The following is an 18,400-nucleotide window of genomic DNA, read 5'->3' as shown; positions in this document are numbered from 1 at the left end:
GTTTCAGTCACAAGCGGCGGCCGCCGACCCCTCTACGGGGTCGGTTGGCCGCCGTTGACGTTGACGACCTCGCCCACCACAAAACTGGCCTCGGGCGAAGCGAGGAACACGAAGGCTGGAGCCATCTCGACCGGCTGGCCTGCCCGTCCAAGCGCGGTGCTCTGGCCGAAGCCCTCGAGCTTCTCTGGCGGCTGGCCCTGGGTGACCTGCAGCGGCGTCCACACGGGGCCAGGCGCGACGGCGTTGACCCTGATGCCCTCGGGGGCCAGGTCCTGCGACATCGCCTTGGTCCATGCCTTGATCGCGGCCTTTGTCGCCGCGTAGTGGGCGATGATCGGCGACGGCTTGTACGCCTGCACCGACGTGGTGTTGATGATGGCGGCGCCGGGCTTCAAGTGAGGCATCGCGGCCTTGGTGATCCAGTGCATCGCGTAGATGTTGGTCTTCATGGTCGCGTCGAACTCCTCGTCTGAGAGTTCTTCGATGCTGTTCACATAGGTTTGGCGCCCCGCATTGTTGACCAGGATGTCCAGGCCGCCGAGGGCTTCGACCGCCTGATCGACGAGCGACTGGCACCACGCGGCGTCGCGAATGTCGCCCGGTAGCAAGACCGCTTTGCGGCCGTCTTCCCTGATCACGGATGCGATGTGTTCCGCGTCCTCCTGCTCCTCTGGAAGAAAGCTGAGGGCAACGTCGGCGCCCTCCCGCGCGAAGGCGATCGCCGTCGCCGCACCGATTCCCGAGTCTCCGCCGGTGACGAGCGCCTTGCGACCGATCAGGCGGCCGGTGCCCCGATACGTTGTTTCGCCGAGCTCGGCGTGCGGCTTGAGGTCCGCATCCTTGCCGGGGAACTCCTGGCCCTGCGCCTTGGGCTCAATGTTGGCGAAGCGCTCGGCGGGGTTGTCGTGCGTCAACTGGTCAAATGACATGCTGCCTCCCTGCATCGGGGTCGCGGGCGATTTGTCCGGTATCGAATGCAACCGTTGTAGGCGCCGTCGTCATCCGTTCGCGGACCGGTTTCGCGGTGAGTGAAGCGGGTTGCTCCTCTCGCGGGAAGGCGTGGCAATGGGTGATAGTTGTTTTCCCAGCGCAACGCTTGTGCGTATCCCTGATGGAGGTGTCGAGATGACGGACGTGGACGACGAGGGGGCGAGCAACGAGGCTGGCCACCGTGCCGCGCAGCCGCAAGTGGCGCTTGCCAATGAGCGGACGTTCCTGTCGTGGGTGCGTACCGCGCTCGCACTCATCGTCTCTGGTGCGGCGCTCACCGCCTTCAGCATGCCGGTTCCCGAAGGATGGCGGACGGCGGCAGGAGCCGTGCTCGCTGGCCTCGGCATCGTCGCCGCGGTCCAGGCTTGGGTCGGGTGGCGCGCTACCGATCGCGCCCTTGCGGCGGGGGAAGACCTCCCGGCGCTACGTGTCGGTGTGTACCTCACGGGAGGCGTGGTGGTCGCGGTGGTGATCCTCGCCGTGGGAGCACTGTGGGGCGGGGATGGCGGTTAGGAACGGCCTTCATTCGGCCGACGCTGGTGAGACGCCTTCTTCCAATCACCTCGCGGCGGGGCAGACCTTGCTTGCATGGCGGCGCACGGCGCTGCAGGTGGCGGTGCTGGGGATTGTTGCGGCTCGGCTCTTGACCGACCGATTTGGCATCGGAGTGGTGATCGCGAGCGTGGTCGGCGTTGCGGTGGGCGTCCTCGTCCACGCGTCGGCAGGTCATGCGTACGGCGAGGCGACCGGTCGCGGCGGGCATCTGAACCGGCGGGGCAAGGCCACGGTGGCCAAGCCCCAGGTGCGGCTCGCGATGCTCGCAGGATTGACTCTGGCAGTCGGAGTTGGCGCGCTCGTGTGGATTCTAGGAGGCACGATCTAGCTTTTGCCGCGCCACGCGATGTTTTCCACAGCCCCCAGTCTTGGGGTACCGGGAGTCCGGTTTGGTCGGTATGGTCTGGGCATGACTCGACTGCTGCGTGTTGCAGCGGTCGCTGTCCTCGTGGGGGGCGCGGCTGCTGTTCTGTCATCTTGTTCGAACGATCCTGGGGCGATCGTGACGACCACTCCGACGGTCCCTGTGACTGCTGAGCCTGTCTCGTCTCCAAGTCCGACGCCGAGCGTGACTCCTGAAGAGGAACTGCTGGAACAGATCCCCGAGAACGCACGGGGGGAGGACTTCCAGAGTGCGAGCAACTTCGCGAAGTTCTTCTGGTCCCAGTACCCTCGGCTCTTTGATGAGGGCGAGGATCGCACCTCAGCATTGGCGCTTTGGGAGGTGATCTCCGATGAGGCCTGCAAGTTCTGCGCGAGTGCGATTCAGAGTGCGAAGGACGATGCGAACGCCGGTCGATACCGTGAAGGGAACGAGTTCACGTGGTCTTCCGAGTTCGGTACCGGCGGGCTTGCCGATGACGGATCCACCTACATCAATCTCGAGGGAGATATTGGCGGGGTGAGGACGCTGGACGGCGAAGGCACGGTTGTCGATGAGGAGGGCGGGTTTCACGGAACGTTTGGCGTGCGGCTCGAGTACGCACGAGACCACTGGGTAGTGTTAGGCGCCGAGTTCCAGGCCGATGAGTGATTCCGTTTCGTGGGCCGGAAGGTGCGTGCCTGTCTTGGTCGCGGTGGCGGTAGCCCTGACGCTTACGGCGGGTTCGATCACCGGCGAAACCACTGACGACTCGATCATTTCTCACGGCACCGAGGCGGCGGCCCAACTAGGTGCCCCGACAGCTGGCGCGAGTTCCTCGGATCGCTGGATGCGGCATGAGTTGTGTCGCGAGTGGTTCACGGTGGAGTTGACGGGAGAGATGTTTCCGGGTGTGTGGGACGACGAGATCCCTGAGTGCGCGACGGTATTGCCTCCGCCGCCGAACTTCTGTCCTGACGGTGAGGTCGCCCTTGCACCTTGGTGGGTCAGCCGCCACCTTGGTGACGGTGTCTATGGTCCGTGGAGGCAAACGGGCGGGCACCAGTGCACCTCCGACATCTTGTACACGCAAGTCGCTCAGGCGTGGGCGTCCATGCCGATTGCGCCGAACACGTACGACGTGCAACCCGAGGGCGGGTATGCGGTCGCTGAGCTCGGTGTGAACCTGATCGTGGATACGAACCCGCGGACGATGGACGTCACCTTGCTGGGCACCCCCGTCACGATTCGGGCCGTGCCCACTCTGTATACGTGGACCAACACTGACGGCACGGTGTGGACCTCCACCGACCCTGGCAAGCCTTATGCGGACGGGGGTGAACCGTTCACGTTCCCCCGCACACCTGAACACCGCACCACCTTCACGCTCACCACCACGTGGCGAGGTGAGTTCACCACCAACGGTGGCGCCACCTGGAGGGACGCACCAGGCACCGCGACCACCACATCCGGTGCCACCACGGTGCACGTGTACAACCCCCACACCCACCGGGTCGATTGCGACCTCGACGGCAACTGTGTCAACGGCACCCAAGGTGGTGGGAACCAGAAGACCGTGTTCGACCCCGACGGAGACGGCATCCTCAACTACCAAATCCCCGACAACAAAATCGACGACTACCTGACCACCCGCGACGCCGAGAAGAAGTGGACAGACCCAGAACGCAAGAACACGGGCTGAGTCGCCGCACCGGGATCCTGAGATGACCGCGCCAGCCACGGGGCGGTGTTAGATTGTTCGGCATGCCGAACAATGCCGTGGCTGACGTGCGCAAGGAGGCGGTGCCTCATCCCGAGCGTGGGCTCTGGCGCCTCCTCGGGCCAGCCTTCGTCGCCTCGATCGCCTATGTTGATCCCGGCAACGTCGCCGCAAACCTCACCGCGGGCGCAGAGCACGGATATCTGCTCGTGTGGGTGCTCGTCGCATCAAACGCCATGGCGGTGCTCGTGCAGTACCTCAGCGCCAAGCTCGGGCTCGTCACTGGCCGCTCGTTGCCCGAACTCCTGGGTACGCGCCTCAGCCGGTGGCCGCGACTTGCCTACTGGGTGCAAGCCGAAGTGGTGGCCGCTGCGACCGACGTGGCTGAAGTCGTCGGCGGCGCCATCGCCCTGAGCCTTCTGTTCGACCTTCCGCTCGTGATCGGCGGGCTCATCACCGGTGCGATCTCGATGGTCCTCCTGTCGATCCAGTCGCGGCGCGGTCAGCAGCCCTTCGAGTTCGTCATCATTGGCTTCCTCGCGGTGATCGCCGTCGGCTTCCTCGCAGGACTCTTTGTCAGCCCGGTCGACTGGATGGGCGCGGTCGGCGGCCTCGCGCCCAGGTTCGACGGCGCGGGCACGGTCGTCTTGGCGGCTTCAATGCTCGGTGCAACCGTAATGCCACACGCGATCTACCTCCACTCGGCGCTGTCTCGCGACCGGCACCTGCCGCATTTTGGGCCTGACGGCTCCCGTCGGGACGATCAGCAAGGGCCGGCTTCGCTGGCCGACGCCACTGCGGACGAGGTCGACGCCCACAGGGCGGGCCTGCCTCGGCTGCTTCGCGCCACCAAAGTCGACGTGTTGTGGTCGCTCGTCATTGCGGGCTCCGTGAACATCGCGATGCTGCTCCTCGCAGCGGGTTCGCTCAGAGGAGTGGGCGGCACCGACACGATCAGCGGTGCCCACGGCGCGATCGAGGATGCTCTTGGCCCGGCGATCGGCATCGTCTTTGCCGTGGGGCTGCTCGCGTCAGGCCTCGCCGCGACCTCCGTTGGCGCCTATGCGGGCTCCGTGGTGATGGGCGGCCTCATCAAGAGGCGAGTTCCGCTCTTGCTCAGGCGACTGGTGACCCTCATCCCCGCGCTCCTGGTGCTAGCCGTTGGCACCGACCCGACGTATGCGCTGGTCCTGAGCCAGGTGGTGCTGAGTCTCGGCATCCCGTTCGCCCTGGTGCCGCTCGTGCGATTTACATCGTCGCGAGCGGTCATGGGCGCGCACGCCACCTCCGGGCGCCTTCAGGTGGTGCCGTGGCTGGTGGTCGCCCTCATTGTCGCCTTGAACGTGGCGCTGCTTGTGATCACCTTCGCCGGAGCCTGACCGACGCAGAGTGGACGGGCGTCGCCGCACGCGGGCGCACGTCAGCGGCGCGGCATGTGCGTTACGATCATTCCATGAATCCATGGAATAGCGGATTTCTCGACCCGAGCCCGCCCTCGCGGGACGCTGTGGCTAGGGTGGGCCGCGCCTTGTCGAACGGTTCACGGGTCGAACTCCTTGAGCTGCTCGCTCAAGCCGACCGAAACGTCGGCGATCTTGCGAGCGTCGCCGGGCTCAAACTCACCACGGCGTCGGCGCACCTTCAAGTGCTCAAGGAGGCCGGACTTGTGGTGACGCGGCGCGAAGGCCCAGCCGTCACCTACGGCCTCGCAGGCCCGAGAGTCTTGGCACTCTTGACCCAGCTCTACGACGCCGTCAGTCCCGCGCCCGATGATCACGAGGCACTCGCCGACGAGGTGGTGCTCGACGTGCGCCCGGAGGTTGAGTACGCCCACGGCCACTTCGCAGGCGCCCTCAACGTCCCGGTGGAGGACCTGCTGGGTCGGATGCCGGAACTGCCCGTCGAGGCGCGCTACGTCGTGTACTGCCGCGACCGCTTCTGCACGCTCTCGTACGACGCCGCGAAGATACTGCGCGAACACGGCCGCGACGTGCGCGTGGCGCGTGCTGGCGCGCTCGAATGGCGTGCAGCGGGCCGCTTGGTGACCTCATGACCGCGCCGCAAAGCTCCTCGGGGCCCGCGTCAGATCTTCTGGAAGACGCAGGGGGTCCGTCTGCACAAGACGCCGCGCAGCTGCAGCGGCGGATACTCCGCACGCTTGTGATTGCTCAGGTCCTCTCCGGTGCGGGCCTTGCGGCGGGAGTCACCGTCGGCGCCTTGCTCGCGGCCGACCTTTTCCAGTCTCAAGCCGCGGCGGGCATCCCCGCACTGCTCTCCACCCTGGGAGCGGGAGGCGCGGCCGTGATCATTGGTGCCACATCCCAGCGGCGGGGGCGTCGCTTGGGGCTTGCCTGGGGATACGGGGTGGGAGCGGTCGGCGCGATCGGCGTGGTGCTCGCCTCGTCCCTCGCGTCACTGCCCCTGCTGTTGGGATCGCTCGTGATCTACGGAGCCGGGTCGGCCGCTAACCTGCAAGCGCGGTATGCAGGGGCTGATCTCGCGGAGCCGTCGGAGCGCGGTCGCGCAGCGGGGGTCGTCTTGGTCGCGACGACGCTCGGTGCCGTCGCAGGACCTCAACTCGCCGACGTTTCGGGAGGCCTCGTCGAGGGGTGGGGGCTGACGCCGCTTTCTGGACCCTTTCTCGTCGCGGGACTCGCCTACACCGTCGGCGCCGTGGTGCTGGCCTGGCGATTGCGGCCCGACCCGCTCTTGACGGCGATGGCAACGGCTCGGGCGTCGCAGACGGCGCAACCCGATCGGGTGCGCGCCACCCATGTCTCCTCGGGGGCGGCCAGCCCCTTGCCCCACTGGCGCCGCAGCGTCGTCGTCGCTGTGGCGGCTCTGGTGGGGGTGCAAGCCGTCATGGTGGGCGTCATGACCATGACGCCGGTCCACATGGTCGCGCACGGTCACTCGCTCCAAGTCTCTGCCGCCGTCATCTCGCTCCACGTCGCGGCCATGTACCTCCCCGCGCCCTTGTCCGGCTCGCTGGTCGACAGGTGGGGGGCGCCTCCTGTGTTTGTCGGCGCAGGGGCCGTCCTCATCGGGGCCAGCGTCGTCGTGGCGCTTGCGCCGGCGAGCAGCGCTGTCGCCATGGGGGTGGGTCTCATCCTGCTGGGGTTCGGTTGGAGTCTTGGCGTGGCGGCTGGCACCAAGGTGTTGAGCGTGGCCCCGCCCCTCGAGGTGCGCGCCAAACTCCAAGGCCGCGCCGACTTCTTTGTCGCTGCCGCTGGAGCTGCCGGCGGTGGCATCTCTGGCGTCATTGTCAGCGCCTCGAGCTATGCCCTCTTGGCGTGGATCGCGGCGGCCATCGCGGCCTCGGTCGCGCTGCTGTCGCTGGTGATTCGGCAACAGGGCCCGGCGCGTCACGTCGACCCTGCAGTCCAGGCCCCAAGCACTACGAACGTGTGACCCACACCGCCGCAGCGTCGGCGGCGTCGAGGGCCACCTCCACACCGGCAACTTCCACCGCGCCATCATCCCGAACCGTCGCCTGAACGTCGGGGGTGAGCCCAGCGTCGGCAAAGCGGCGAAGACGCTCCGGATCTGCATCCGACAGCCTCACCACCGTCACGATGCCAGGCTTCGCCAAGGAAAGCGGCGCCGCCTCGGGCAAGTGGGCGGCACCGTCGGCCGAGGGAATCGGGTCGCCGTGCGGGTCGCGCGTGGGGTGGCCCAGCAACGTGTCGATGGCCGCGACCATCCGATCGGATACGGCGTGTTCGAGCACCTCGGCCTCGTCGTGGACCTCATCCCAGCCGTAGCCCAACTCCTGGACCAGGTAGGTCTCAAGCAGGCGGTGGCGTCGCACCATCGCGATCGCATGGGCCGCTCCGGCGGTGGTGAGGGTGATCCCGCCGTAGGTCTCGTGGTCGACAAGTCCCTGTTCGGCCAGCTTCTTGACTCCGTCAGAGGCGGTTGAGGTTCGCACGCCGAGTCGCTCCGCCAGGGCGGTCACCGAGACGGTGCCTCCCGACCATTCCTGGAGGTTCCACACGCACTTGAGATAGTCCTGCGTCGAGGCGGACAGGTTCGACACGGCCATGGCGCGAGTCTAGGCGCACGGCGAGGGCCGAGTGCCGGATTACGCTTGCGGGATGCGCACCTCCATGTCACCTCGAGGGCTTGGGCGGACCCTGAAGGCGGCACTGGCTGTGGTGGTGCTTGGCGCGGTTTTGGCTGCGTGCACGTCCCCCGATGGGCCGCCGGTGATCGTGGTCACCGTGCCAGCCCCTGCGTCGAGTACGCCAGCGGCGTCGCCCAGCCCCACCGCGCAGCAACCCACCCAAGCGGACGCGGCCGTAGACGTGCGCATCGTCGAGCACCAGGGCAACCGCTATGAAGTGGTGGCGTTGCCCCTGGAGCAGTGGGACGTCAGGGTCGATTGGGACCCCGACGCTGGCGGCGTGATGCTCGCCGATGTCCTCGCAGCCGATCCCGATATCGCCGTGGCGACCAACGCCGGCATCTTCACGCCAGTGTTTGCTCCCGGAGGGTTGCTGGTGAGCGACGGCGTGACCCTCGTTGACCTCAACCTCGCCGACGGCGGCGGGAACTTCCACCTCAAGCCCAACGCCGTCTTCCAGATCGCCGACGACGGTACGGCCGCCGTCGTCGAGTCCAGCCAGTACACAGGCGAGGGGGTGCGTCACGCGACCCAGTCAGGACCCGCGCTATTGCTCGACGGCCAGGTGCACCCGGAATTCCGTGAAGGCTCCACCAACCTGGCATTCCGATCGGGAGTCGGCGTCAGTCCCGACGGCGCCACGGTGTACCTGGCACTGTCGTGGACGCTCACCAACCTCCACGACTTCGCCACCCTATTCAGGGACCAACTCGGTTGCGAAGACGCGCTCTACCTCGACGGCCAGATTTCGCGGCTCTGGGTTGCAGGCGACGGAGAGCCCGACGTGTTCGCCGGGCCCTTCGCCGGAATGATCACTGCGCGCCCTACAGGAACATCGGGGTGAGCGCCTCGTAGTCCTCGACGGTGCCGCCACGCATGCACAGCTCGATGATCTGACGGCCAAGCGGGTCGAGGTCGTCCGTGAGGAACTGCTCGAGTTCGGCCTTGAAGAAGCCGGTCAGGATCGCGCAGCCCTTGTCGTAGGCCTCGGTTCCCACCGCCGACTGCGTCTCCGGGCGCAGAAGCGTGCGCCGCACCGGCTGGCCGTCAAGGGTAATTTCCTTGGGCGCGTAGCCGAACAGCGCACAGCGCGCGGGCTCCAACTGATCGGCACGCATGCGTCCCGCGCCCTTGCGGGCGAGCCACTCGCGCGTGAGCCACTCGGCCGAGAAACCCACGTGGTAAGCACCAATGTGCTGGTTGGGCGTCAACACGTAGCGCGTGTGGTTGAACTCCAGGAGTTGCTTGAGGAGCAGGTTCGCGGCCGCGACCTTGGTGCCGGTGGAGAAGGGCCAGTAGGAACCGACGCCCTCGGCAACCATGCCGCCGTGCTCGAGCTTTGCCACGGCGTCGGCCGCCTCGCCGATCGACGGGTTCTTGTCGCCGCGCGGCGCGATGAGGCGCCACAGCCATGCGATGGCCGGCGGCACAAAGTGGGTCATGCCCATAATCCCGTACGTCGGGTTGTCCCTGGTACAAGCTGGCATGCGGACGCCGAAGGTGCGCACGTCTACTGCCTCTGGCTCGTTGACGATGCGGTGGATGTGAGACCTGGGAATCACGATGCGGGGGTTGGGGCAGGGCTTGCCGTTGGAGTCGAGCGTGTGCTCCCACGGCAGCGCCGTCGCGTCGGGCGAGCCGTCGATGTTGAAGAACACCAGCGGCTCGTCAGGGTGGATGACGGCCCGCTCAAAGTAGATGTCCTCGCCGTACTGCTTGAGGTTGTCGACGCGCACAAACCAGCCGTCCTCCGCGTCGGCGACCACCATGCGGCCGTCGCCCGTCTGGACCGACGGGTGGCACAGGGTCATGTCGTCGGTGACGGGGTCGAGTTCGCAAGACTCGCTGAGGGTGATGTAGTAAGGCTCATCCGTGACGACGTTGGTGCCGAGCAGGATGCGCCCGTCGTCCTGACGGCGTAGGTCTTGGCACATCTCCGACTTGCCGCCGCCGGAAGCGCCCTCGTGCATCACGATGGTCTCGTTGTCGTAAGGCGTGGTCACTCGGACAGAGGAGGCGTGAGCGGTGATCCAGCCCTCTTGCTCACCCACGTCAAGCAGGACGGAGAAGACGCCCTTCTTGGCGCTCGGGCCCGGGTACAGGTTGTAGGCGAAGATCTCGTGCAGCGTCTCGCTGCGGTCGTGCACGACCACCTGCTTGCCTGCAAAGTGGGTCTGGCGAAACGGGGGAGCGACGTAGAGGATCGAGCGCGGCGTGTACGGGCCCAGCTCGTCAAACGTGGTCCAGCCCTGCAGGTCCATCAGGGTGAGCGCAAAGAATGCCGAGTTGATCGGCATTACTGCGAGTGACGGGGAGCCAAACCTGAGCGCTCCGGCCTTGAAGGGGACTACGACGAGTTCTTGAGTGGCCAACCAGTCGAGGGTTTCTTGCTTGACCCTGTCGAAGCTCTCGCCAAAGGCGTCGGCGTAGCGCGTCTTGTCGGTGGGGCGGTCATCCGCAATGTGCATGCACTTGGGATCGCGCCTGCGCATGTAGTCCTCTGGGTAGTTCACCGCGATGCCGTTGCGGCAGCGAGTGACCGTTGCCTCCGTCACGATCTCGCCGTCGGCTTCGTAGTCAACCGAGAACAGCGGTCCGCCTTCGGGGCCGAGCGCGAGTTGGTACAGCTCCGCACGCGTCGCGGGCACGACGACCTTGGGGCTTGCCTCCAGCGCCGCGCGCAAGGCTGGCGCCAGGTCGACGGTCAAAGGTACGGCGTGGTCGAGACTGGTGCTCATGGGGGCTCCCTTGCAACGAGGGCGCGCCGGTAGTGAGCACACCCTTTCTTTACCGGGAGTTTGCCGTTGTGCGAGGCCGACGAGGTGGGACCTTGGTCTCGCCAGGAGCGAAAAACGGGATAGACCAGGCGGTGGGGAGCGTTGGCGATGTCAAGAAGGAGGTGCGACATGCCAGAAGCATGGTCAGACAAGCGGCAACGGCAGTACAAGCACATCAAGGAGTCGGAACTCGACAGGGGTCGCTCGGAGGACCGTGCAGAAGAGATCGCCGCGGCGACGGTCAACAAGACACGTGCGGAAAAAGGCGAGACCAAGGACGATTAGGCGCCGCTACTCGCCCGTCGGCTTCGATTCCGCGTGACCCCCGAAGCCCTTACGCATGGCGCTCAAGACCTTCTCCGCGTAGGCGTCAAGGTCGCGTGAGGCGAACCGCGAGTACAGAGCGGTAGTGAGCACGGGAGTGGGCACACCTTCATCGATCGCGGCGATTGACGTCCAGCGGCCCTCACCAGAGTCCGACACGTGGCCAGAGAACTCCTCCAGGTCGGGGGAGTTGTGAAGCGCGTCGGCCGTGAGGTCTAGCAGCCAGGATCCGATGACGGAGCCCCGGCGCCACACCTCCGCGACCTCGCCGACGTTGAAGTCGTACTGGTAGTACTCGGGATTCGACATGGGCGCTGTCTGGGCCTCAAAGGCTGGCGAGCCCGGCGTGCCAGCGTTCGCGGCCTTGAGCAGATTGAAGCCCTCTGCGTAAGCTGCCATGAGGCCGTACTCGATGCCGTTGTGCACCATCTTGACGAAGTGCCCTGCGCCCACCGGCCCGCAGTGCAACCAGCCTTCCTCTCCAGCGAGCGGTTCGCCGGTCTTGCCGTGCGTCCTCACGACCGCATCGAGACCGGGGGCGAGCGTACGGAACACGGGTCCGAGCCTGTCGACGGCGTCCTGCTCCCCGCCGATCATCAAGCTGAAGCCCCTCTCGGCGCCCCACACGCCACCAGAGGTGCCCACGTCAATCAGGTTCAGGCCCCGCTCGCCCAACTCCTGAGCGTGGCGCAGATCGTCGCGGTAGTACGTATTGCCACCATCGATGATCGTGTCGCCTGGCTCCAGCACCGCGGCCAGCGACGCGATCACAGCGTCGGTCACGGCGCCAGCGGGCACCATGACCCACACGGTGCGGGGGCTCTCGAGAGCGGTCGCAAACTCGGCTACCGAGTAGACGGGGATGGCGCCTTCTGCAGCCAAGCCGTCGACAGCGTCGGCGTTGACGTCGTTCACCGCGACTTCATGGCCGTCGGCGAGCAATCTCCTCGTGAGGCCGGCGCCCATGCGTCCAAGTCCCACCATGCCGATTCGCATTGGCTGTTCGGTCGTCATCGTCAGTTCTCCTTTTGCTCGGGGGCGGCGCTCGGATGGGCGGGGGACGACGCTGGGTCGGGGTGGAGATGATCCCAACCGCCGTAGGGGGCGGCGAGGCGATCGGCTTCAGCCGGACCCCACGAGCCGACGTCGTACGGGATGGCGGCGTCGTGATCCGTCAGGACCGCGTCGACAACGCGCCAGGCCGCCTCGACGGACCCGCTCGCGGTGAAGAGTGCCCTGTCACCGGCCATGGCGCCGGCCAGCAGCCGCTCGTAGGGTTCGCGTTCGTCGTCGCTTTCCGTGTGGATGAGCAACTCCTTTTGCGTTCCTGTGAACTCCTGGCCAGGGGTCTTGACGCGGGCGGCGAGTGCAATCTCCGAAACGGGGGACAGGCGAAAGCGCAGGTAGTTGGGCTGTTCGTCTGCCTCGGCATCGTCGAACAACACTTGCGGAGGGCGCTTGAAGTACACCCGCACCTCGGCCACCTTTGCCTCGAGGTTCTTGCCAGTACGCAGCAGCCACGGCACGCCTGCCCATCGCCACGAGTCGATGAAGAGCCGCACGGCCGCGAAGGTCTCCACGTCGGAATCGGGGGCGACGCCAGGCTCGTCCCTGTAGCCCACGAACTGGCCGCGCACCATGTCGTCACGCGTCAGCGGACGCATGGACCGGAACACGGCTTCCTTAGCGTGCTGCACGGCGCCGTAGCCCTGGTAGGTGGGCGGTTCCATGGCCAGGAGGGCGACAATCTGGAAGATGTGGTTCTCGATCACATCGCGCAACGCGCCAGCCGACTCGTAGAAACTTCCGCGGCCCTCAACACCAAAGTCTTCAGCGATCGTGACCTCGACGTGGTCGATGTGGTGACGATTCCACACCGGCTCAAGGAACGAGTTGGCGAACCTGAAGTACAGCAGGTTCATGATCTCGTCTTTGCCCAGGTAGTGGTCGATCCGGAACACGGCGTCCTCGGTGAACGCGCGCGAGATGACGGCGTCCAGTTCGAGGGCGGACTCGAGATCGCGGCCGAAGGGCTTCTCGACAATCACCCTCGCGTTCTCGTGCAGGCCGACGCTGCGGAGCCCATCGACGACGGTGCCGAACAGCGACGGCGGGATGGCCAAGTAGTGAGCGGGCCGCGTCGCGTTGCCCAGGGCCTCGCGCAACGAAGCGAAAGTGGCCTTCTCGCGGTAGTCGCCATCGACGTAGGTCAAGAGCTCAAGCAGCACCTGCAGGTGGCGATCGTCCTTGCCGCCGTTGTCGAGGATCGACTCACGCGCCCTGTCCCTCAAGTCCTTGGTAGTCCATCCCGAGTGCGCGACACCCACCACCGGCACGTCGAGTTCTCCCGCAGCGACCATCGCATGCAACGCAGGGAAGATCTGCTTGCGTGCCAGGTCGCCTGACGCGCCGAAGAAGACGAAGGCGTCCGAGCGTTCCTGGTTCACGATGCCGTCCCTTCGCGCTCGCGGAAGACGACGAGGTGGCAATGGGGACAACGCATGATGCTCCTCTGGGTCACGTGCGGGACATGAGGTGAAGCGTGCAGGAGGGACAGCCGCGAGGCATCCTGCTTGTTTCGACCCTATGCCGAGACGTCTGTCCGCATCCAACCCTTTCGCTCGCGGCGAGAAGTCGCGGCGAATCGGGCCCGGCGGCGGAGCTTGGGGCGGGGCGGGGAAGCATGCCACCCCTGTTGAGCGTTCACGAACTGTCGCCCCGTCGACCATGGCGAGGCCCCCTCGACGACCGAAGGAGCACTACATGGCCACCGAAGCACACACCTCCACCGCACTTGCCTCGCTCAGCGAAGCGGGAGTGTCGGTCTGGCTCGATGAACTGAGCCGGGATCGCATCAGGGACGGCGAACTCGCTCAGGACGTCGAGGAGCGGTCTGTTGTGGGAGTCACCACCAACCCCTCGATCTTCGCCGCAGCGGTCTCCGGTTCCGACCTGTACGACCCTCAGATTTCCGACCTCGCTGCCAGGGGCGTCACCGTCGACGACGCTGTCCGCACCATCACCGCGACGGACGTGAGGGAGGCATGTGACGTCATGCGTCCCGTGTTTGACCGCACCGACGGCGTTGACGGGCGCGTGTCCATCGAGGTCGACCCGCGCCTCGCGAGCGACACGCACGCCACGATCGCGGAGGCGCGCTACCTATGGTGGCTCGTTGACCGTCCCAACGTCATGATCAAGATCCCCGCAACCCGCGAGGGACTACCTGCCATCACGGCCGCGCTCGCGGAGGGCATCAGTGTCAACGTGACGCTGATCTTCTCGCTCGAGCGCTACCGAGAGGTCATCGATGCGTTCCTCGAGGGCATGGAGCGCGCCGATGCCGCGGGTCACGACGTCTCGAAGATCCTGTCGGTCGCGTCCTTCTTTGTGAGCCGCGTCGACTCCAAGGTCGACGCGCTGCTCGACGAGGCCTCGCCAGGACACCAAGCGCGTGGTGCCGCCGCGATCGCCAATGCTCGCCTCGCCATGGAACTTCATGAGCAGACGCTTGAGACCGAACGCTTCGCCGCGCTCGCGGCCAAGGGCGCTCACCCGCAGCGACCCCTGTGGGCGTCGACATCCGTCAAGGATGACGCCTACCCCGACACCATGTACGTCGACGAGTTGGTGACGAAGGGCGTGGTCAACACGATGCCGATGTCGACGCTCAACTCCGTTGGCGATCACGGCCAGGCGCCGTCGGACCCCGCAAGTTGGGACACGGTCAGCGGCACCTATGATTCCGCTCGCGCCACCCTCAAGGCCATCGAAGAGGCGGGCGTATCGATGACGGACGTGACTGCCGCACTGGAAGACGAGGGAGTCGAGAAGTTCGTCGCCTCGTGGCAAGAACTCCTTGACCACGTGAAGGAAGCGATGGCGGGCCAGTAGAGCTCACCTGTTGCGCACCTGGGGCCGACGCGGGGCGTGGGAGAAGCGGCGTCAATCAAACATGGCGTCGACGCCCCGCAGGTAGCGCTCCGACACCGTGTCCCACAAGGCATCAGCGTCGCTATCGATGGTTCGCCTCGCCGGATCGTCCATGAACCACGCGATCGACTCGTGGATGGACTGCTCGAAGTGGTGCTGTGGCGCATAGTCCGGCACGAGCGAGCGCACCTTGGAGTTGTCGAAGATGCCGGCGTGCGCTTTGTCGCCGAGTAGCGGGCCCTCGAAGGCCTCGCGGTCGAAGCGCGCGAGGAGTTCGCTCGGGATGAAGAGCGTCTGGTCGTGGAGTTGTTCGGGCCCGACCCCTACGGCACCCGCGACGATGGCATGCACTTGGTTCCAGCTCAGGACGTCGTCTGACGTGATGTGGAACTCTTCGCCAATCGCGCCCTGGTGTCCCAACAGACCGGTGAAGGCGTAGGCGAAGTCGCGGTGGTCGGTGAGGGTCCACAGACTCGAACCGTCGCCTGGCGTGATGATGGTCTTGCCGTTCAGGAGGCGATCGACCATGGTCCACGGGTGTACCCACGAGTTGATGGCCATCGGCACGTCCGCGTACCCATAAGTGTGTGACGGCCGCACCACTGTGAACGGGAATCCGCGTTCGCCATAGGCAACCCTCAACCGCCGCTCGGCCTCGGCCTTGTCGCGGCTGTATTGCCAGTAAGGGTTGTACAGGGGCGTGGAGTCTTCACGGACGATGTAGTGCTCAGGCGGCGTCGCGTAGGCGGATGCCGACGAGATGAACACGTACTGATCGGTGATGCCGTCAAACGTGTCGATGTCGTCGCTCACGTGATCGGGAGAAAAGCCGATCCACTGGACCACGACGTCGTAGCGACCGTTCTTGGCCACGTCTCGCTTGATCGCAGCGCGAAACTCCTCGGTGTCGTGGATATCGACGACGATGGTGCTGGCTCCTGCGGGCACGCCCGCCTTGGCAGAGGTGCCTCGCGTCACGAGGGTCAGCTGATGACCGCGCTCGACTACAAGGGGCGACACCGCAGACGAGATGAGCCCGGTTCCTCCTAGAAAGAGCACCCGCATCGAGACCTCCACCACAGCAACGGCGCGGCGCCCCTTCCCGAGACTTCTCGAGACCGCCCCACCACTATATGCACCGTCAAGCGGCTAGATGGGCTACAGCGCGCACAGCTCTCCTGCCGCTCCCTGGCTCACGCCAGCGCCCCAGTACACGGTGTCCACGTGGCCGGCGGTGACGTCAAAGACGAGCGAATACCCACCGGTTCCTGAGATGACCAGTTGACTCCTCGGCCCCCGCGCGGGGTCCTCGACAGTGACGGAAGTGGCGGCGGGATACGCCTTCTTCACCTCGGCCGTGGTGGAACCGACCGAGATTCCCTGTTGGGTGGTCGGGGCATCGAAAGAGGCCGCCGACGCGGGATCGCCCAGCCAGTTCATGCGAAACAGGAAGATCTCGTCGCCTGGATTCTCTGGATAGGTGACGGCCGCGACGTAAAGACCTGGGTCGTCCACCGCGAGCACCTCTGCGTACCAAGGGCAGTCGGCCCGGCCAGCGACAGGCGGTCCCGGCATCGCGGTGGAGGCTTCGGTGAAGGACATCCCCAGGCAAATGCTCGCATAGCGATTGAAGTCGATGGCGGGTAGCCCGCTTGCGGTCGTTCCAGGGTTGCTGCACGGATTGCCGGCAGGCGGCCCAGACGCGACGGGCGTGCTGGCCGATGGCGTGGGCGTCGGCGTCGGCGAGGCACTTGGGGTCGGCGAACTCGTTGCCGTCGCCGTCGCTTGTGGGGAAAAGGCGACGTTCGTTGGCAAAGGCTCAGGAGAGCCTGAAGCGCAGCCGGCAAGAGACATAGAGACGACGGCGGCAAGCGCGATCACACGGGGACGGTGCATGTCCATAGAGTCGCACAATGGCGCGTGATCGGCAGGCCGAAAGTGCGCCCCTGACGCCGGCACCCGGTCCCGCTAGCCCTCCGTCACCGAGCGAAGGGCCGAGCGGTAGATCGTGCCAAGGCGATCGAACATCGCGTTGGCGTCGTCGTCGACCGTGCACCAATCGTGATGTGACTCGAAGGCGGCGATAGCGTCGGCGACTCCCTGCGAGAACGGCACTGCGGCGCTCCAGCCGGGGACCAACTCCTTGACGAGCGAGGTGTCAAAGACCGCGCTGTGCATCTTGTCCCCTCTGATCGAACCCAGCTGGCCGGGAGCGGCCGCGATGATGGCGTCGGAAGGCACGTACACGGCTTGAGCCGCGAACTGTTCCGCGGTCAATCCGGCCGCCCTGGCGATTGCCGCGTACAAGCCCGTCCACGTGAGCGCCTCGTCTGATGTCACATGGACCGCTCGTCCCACCGCAGCATCGGCCGACAAGAGCCCCCTGATGCCGGCGGCGACATCGGAGGCGTGAGTCACGGTCCACAGCGCGGTGCCATCGCCCGGAATGATGATGTCGGCGCCGCGCCGCATGCGGTCGACGATCGTCCACGGGTGCCGAGAGTTGCCCGTGTAGGCAGGGATCTTGGAGTCGCCGTAGGTGTGCGCTGGCCGCACGATCGTGTAGCCGAGACCGGCGGCAGGGGCATCGGCGACGAGCGCCTGCTCGCAAGCGATCTTCTGTTGCGCGTAGTCCCAGAAGCGATTGCTCAGGGGAGTGTCTTCTGTCAGCGGGTGGAAGTGGTCGAACGTGGTGTAGGCGGCCGCCGTCGCAATGAGCACGTAGCGGTCGGTGACAGGAGCGAACGTCTCGACGTCGTCGTGCACCTGCTCGGGCGAAAAGGCGATGAACTGGACGACCGCGTCCCATCGTTCGCCGCGAAGCCGCGGCCCGCGCAAGGCCGCGCGCAACGCAGGGGCGTCGGTTGCATCCACGTGAATGGTCTTCGCCGTCGGCGGAGCAGGCTGGCGGCCTGGCCGCCCCCTGGTGATGAGGGTCAGATCATCCCCTCGGGCGGCGCACGCGTCCGCAAAGGCAGAAGAGATGAGACCGGTACCGCCAACCACAAGAATGCGCATGGGGCGATCGTACGTTCCGTGGGGCGAGGGCGCCGCCGCGCCGTAGCGGAGTAGTGGTGGTGGCGCTGCGCGCTAGTAGACGGAGCGCGCGAGCAGTGCGACCGTGATGGTGCCGCCCTTGGTGTCTTGCTCCGCGAGCCTGCGGAAGCCGAGCCGCTCGTGGAAGGCGACCGACCCTGGGTTTGGCGGACGCAAATTCACCTCTGCCGTCACTTCGTTTGCTCCGCACTGTCGCGCGTGCTCGAACACCGACTCATACAGGGCGCGGCCGATGCCGGTGCCCTTCGCAGAGGAACCCACCACCACGCGATCGATGTACTGGTGGCGCACCCCGCGCTTCTCGAACCACTGGTAGTTCTCGGAGTCGTAGTCCTTGTCCATTCCGAGGCTCAGCAGGAACGCGGTGATCTGGCGATCCCTGTTCGTAGCGACCAGTCGGATGTTGCATAGGTCGAACAGCTGCGTCATCTCCTCCTCGGTGAGGCGGGTGACCGCTGGATACGCGGAACTATTGAGAACAGTGACAGCGGGAATGTCCTGACTGTTCATGACGCGCATGCGGAGGTTCTGCATACCGCCATTGTGCACGCACAGTG

19 protein-coding genes are annotated in these 18,400 nt (G+C 66.0%); 10 read left to right on the top strand and 9 right to left on the bottom strand.

Annotated features, from left to right (window positions below):
• Window positions 1-32 precede the first annotated feature (32 nt).
• Window positions 33-929: an SDR family oxidoreductase gene (locus tag LGT36_RS05995; protein ID WP_226097178.1), complete on the bottom strand. Its 897-nt coding sequence runs from the start codon at window positions 927-929 to the stop codon at window positions 33-35.
• Window positions 930-1,125: 196 nt separating this feature from the next.
• Here LGT36_RS05995 and LGT36_RS05990 point away from each other — a divergent pair, with 196 nt between their 5' ends.
• From LGT36_RS05990 to LGT36_RS05960, 7 genes are all read left to right on the top strand, one after another.
• A complete protein-coding gene (locus LGT36_RS05990; RefSeq protein WP_226097177.1) occupies window positions 1,126-1,503 on the top strand; it encodes a YidH family protein in 378 nt (125 codons plus the stop codon).
• Entirely contained in the window at window positions 1,493-1,873 is a 381-nt protein-coding gene (locus tag LGT36_RS05985; RefSeq protein ID WP_226097176.1) for a DUF202 domain-containing protein, read from the top strand. Before LGT36_RS05990 ends, LGT36_RS05985 begins: the two co-directional genes overlap by 11 nt.
• 81 nt (window positions 1,874-1,954) lie before the next feature.
• On the top strand, window positions 1,955-2,578 hold the full coding sequence (locus LGT36_RS05980; RefSeq protein ID WP_226264536.1) for a hypothetical protein: 624 nt from the start codon (window positions 1,955-1,957) through the stop codon (window positions 2,576-2,578).
• A gap of 25 nt (window positions 2,579-2,603) precedes the next feature.
• Window positions 2,604-3,608, top strand: coding sequence for a hypothetical protein (locus LGT36_RS05975; protein WP_248642182.1), 1,005 nt, complete (start codon window positions 2,604-2,606; stop codon window positions 3,606-3,608).
• A gap of 62 nt (window positions 3,609-3,670) precedes the next feature.
• Entirely contained in the window at window positions 3,671-5,005 is a 1,335-nt protein-coding gene (locus LGT36_RS05970; RefSeq protein WP_226094620.1) for an Nramp family divalent metal transporter, read from the top strand.
• Window positions 5,006-5,079: 74 nt separating this feature from the next.
• On the top strand, window positions 5,080-5,679 hold the full coding sequence (locus LGT36_RS05965; RefSeq protein ID WP_226264384.1) for a metalloregulator ArsR/SmtB family transcription factor: 600 nt from the start codon (window positions 5,080-5,082) through the stop codon (window positions 5,677-5,679).
• A complete protein-coding gene (locus LGT36_RS05960) occupies window positions 5,676-7,037 on the top strand; it encodes an MFS transporter (RefSeq protein WP_248642180.1) in 1,362 nt (453 codons plus the stop codon). Before LGT36_RS05965 ends, LGT36_RS05960 begins: the two co-directional genes overlap by 4 nt.
• Here the strand turns inward: LGT36_RS05960 and LGT36_RS05955 are convergent.
• Window positions 7,024-7,671, bottom strand: a complete 648-nt coding sequence (locus LGT36_RS05955; RefSeq protein ID WP_226094762.1) for a metal-dependent transcriptional regulator — start codon at window positions 7,669-7,671, stop codon at window positions 7,024-7,026. The two genes, LGT36_RS05960 and LGT36_RS05955, sit on opposite strands and share 14 nt — an antisense overlap.
• Before the next feature lie 52 nt (window positions 7,672-7,723).
• Between LGT36_RS05955 and LGT36_RS05950 the strand changes: the two genes are divergently transcribed.
• Window positions 7,724-8,596, top strand: a complete 873-nt coding sequence (locus tag LGT36_RS05950; protein ID WP_226094761.1) for a phosphodiester glycosidase family protein — start codon at window positions 7,724-7,726, stop codon at window positions 8,594-8,596.
• Here LGT36_RS05950 and LGT36_RS05945 read toward each other — a convergent pair.
• Window positions 8,577-10,490, bottom strand: coding sequence for a DUF4914 family protein (locus tag LGT36_RS05945; RefSeq protein WP_226264615.1), 1,914 nt, complete (start codon window positions 10,488-10,490; stop codon window positions 8,577-8,579). The two genes, LGT36_RS05950 and LGT36_RS05945, sit on opposite strands and share 20 nt — an antisense overlap.
• A gap of 168 nt (window positions 10,491-10,658) precedes the next feature.
• Here LGT36_RS05945 and LGT36_RS05940 point away from each other — a divergent pair, with 168 nt between their 5' ends.
• Window positions 10,659-10,814 carry a hypothetical protein gene (locus tag LGT36_RS05940; protein WP_226095721.1) on the top strand — a complete coding sequence of 52 codons (156 nt, stop codon included), beginning with the start codon at window positions 10,659-10,661 and terminating at the stop codon, window positions 10,812-10,814.
• 6 nt (window positions 10,815-10,820) lie between these two features.
• Here LGT36_RS05940 and gnd read toward each other — a convergent pair whose 3' ends face one another.
• Together gnd and zwf are read right to left on the bottom strand one after the other, a co-directional pair.
• Complete coding sequence (gene gnd / locus LGT36_RS05935; protein WP_226095720.1) at window positions 10,821-11,867, bottom strand: phosphogluconate dehydrogenase (NAD(+)-dependent, decarboxylating); 1,047 nt, start codon at window positions 11,865-11,867, stop codon at window positions 10,821-10,823.
• Between the two features lie 2 nt (window positions 11,868-11,869).
• On the bottom strand, window positions 11,870-13,300 hold the full coding sequence (gene zwf, locus LGT36_RS05930; protein WP_226095719.1) for a glucose-6-phosphate dehydrogenase: 1,431 nt from the start codon (window positions 13,298-13,300) through the stop codon (window positions 11,870-11,872).
• Between the two features lie 316 nt (window positions 13,301-13,616).
• Between zwf and tal the strand changes: the two genes are divergently transcribed.
• Entirely contained in the window at window positions 13,617-14,747 is a 1,131-nt protein-coding gene (gene tal, locus LGT36_RS05925; protein WP_226095718.1) for a transaldolase, read from the top strand.
• Between the two features lie 51 nt (window positions 14,748-14,798).
• Here tal and LGT36_RS05920 read toward each other — a convergent pair whose 3' ends face one another.
• The 4 genes from LGT36_RS05920 to LGT36_RS05905 all read right to left on the bottom strand — a co-directional run bounded on the left by LGT36_RS05920 (window position 14,799) and on the right by LGT36_RS05905 (window position 18,377).
• Window positions 14,799-15,851 (bottom strand): NAD-dependent epimerase/dehydratase family protein, encoded by a 1,053-nt coding sequence (locus LGT36_RS05920; RefSeq protein WP_226095717.1) that lies wholly within the window; start codon window positions 15,849-15,851, stop codon window positions 14,799-14,801.
• Between the two features lie 93 nt (window positions 15,852-15,944).
• Window positions 15,945-16,682, bottom strand: coding sequence for a hypothetical protein (locus LGT36_RS05915; protein WP_226095716.1), 738 nt, complete (start codon window positions 16,680-16,682; stop codon window positions 15,945-15,947).
• A gap of 72 nt (window positions 16,683-16,754) precedes the next feature.
• Window positions 16,755-17,804 carry an NAD-dependent epimerase/dehydratase family protein gene (locus LGT36_RS05910; RefSeq protein ID WP_226095715.1) on the bottom strand — a complete coding sequence of 350 codons (1,050 nt, stop codon included), beginning with the start codon at window positions 17,802-17,804 and terminating at the stop codon, window positions 16,755-16,757.
• A gap of 72 nt (window positions 17,805-17,876) precedes the next feature.
• Window positions 17,877-18,377: a GNAT family N-acetyltransferase gene (locus tag LGT36_RS05905; protein WP_226095714.1), complete on the bottom strand. Its 501-nt coding sequence runs from the start codon at window positions 18,375-18,377 to the stop codon at window positions 17,877-17,879.
• Window positions 18,378-18,400 lie beyond the last annotated feature (23 nt).

Source organism: Demequina sp. TMPB413, from assembly GCF_020447105.2.
Classification (GTDB): domain Bacteria; phylum Actinomycetota; class Actinomycetes; order Actinomycetales; family Demequinaceae; genus Demequina.
Note: the sequence above shows the minus strand (reverse complement) of the source record. Positions and strands in the feature narration are given on the sequence as shown.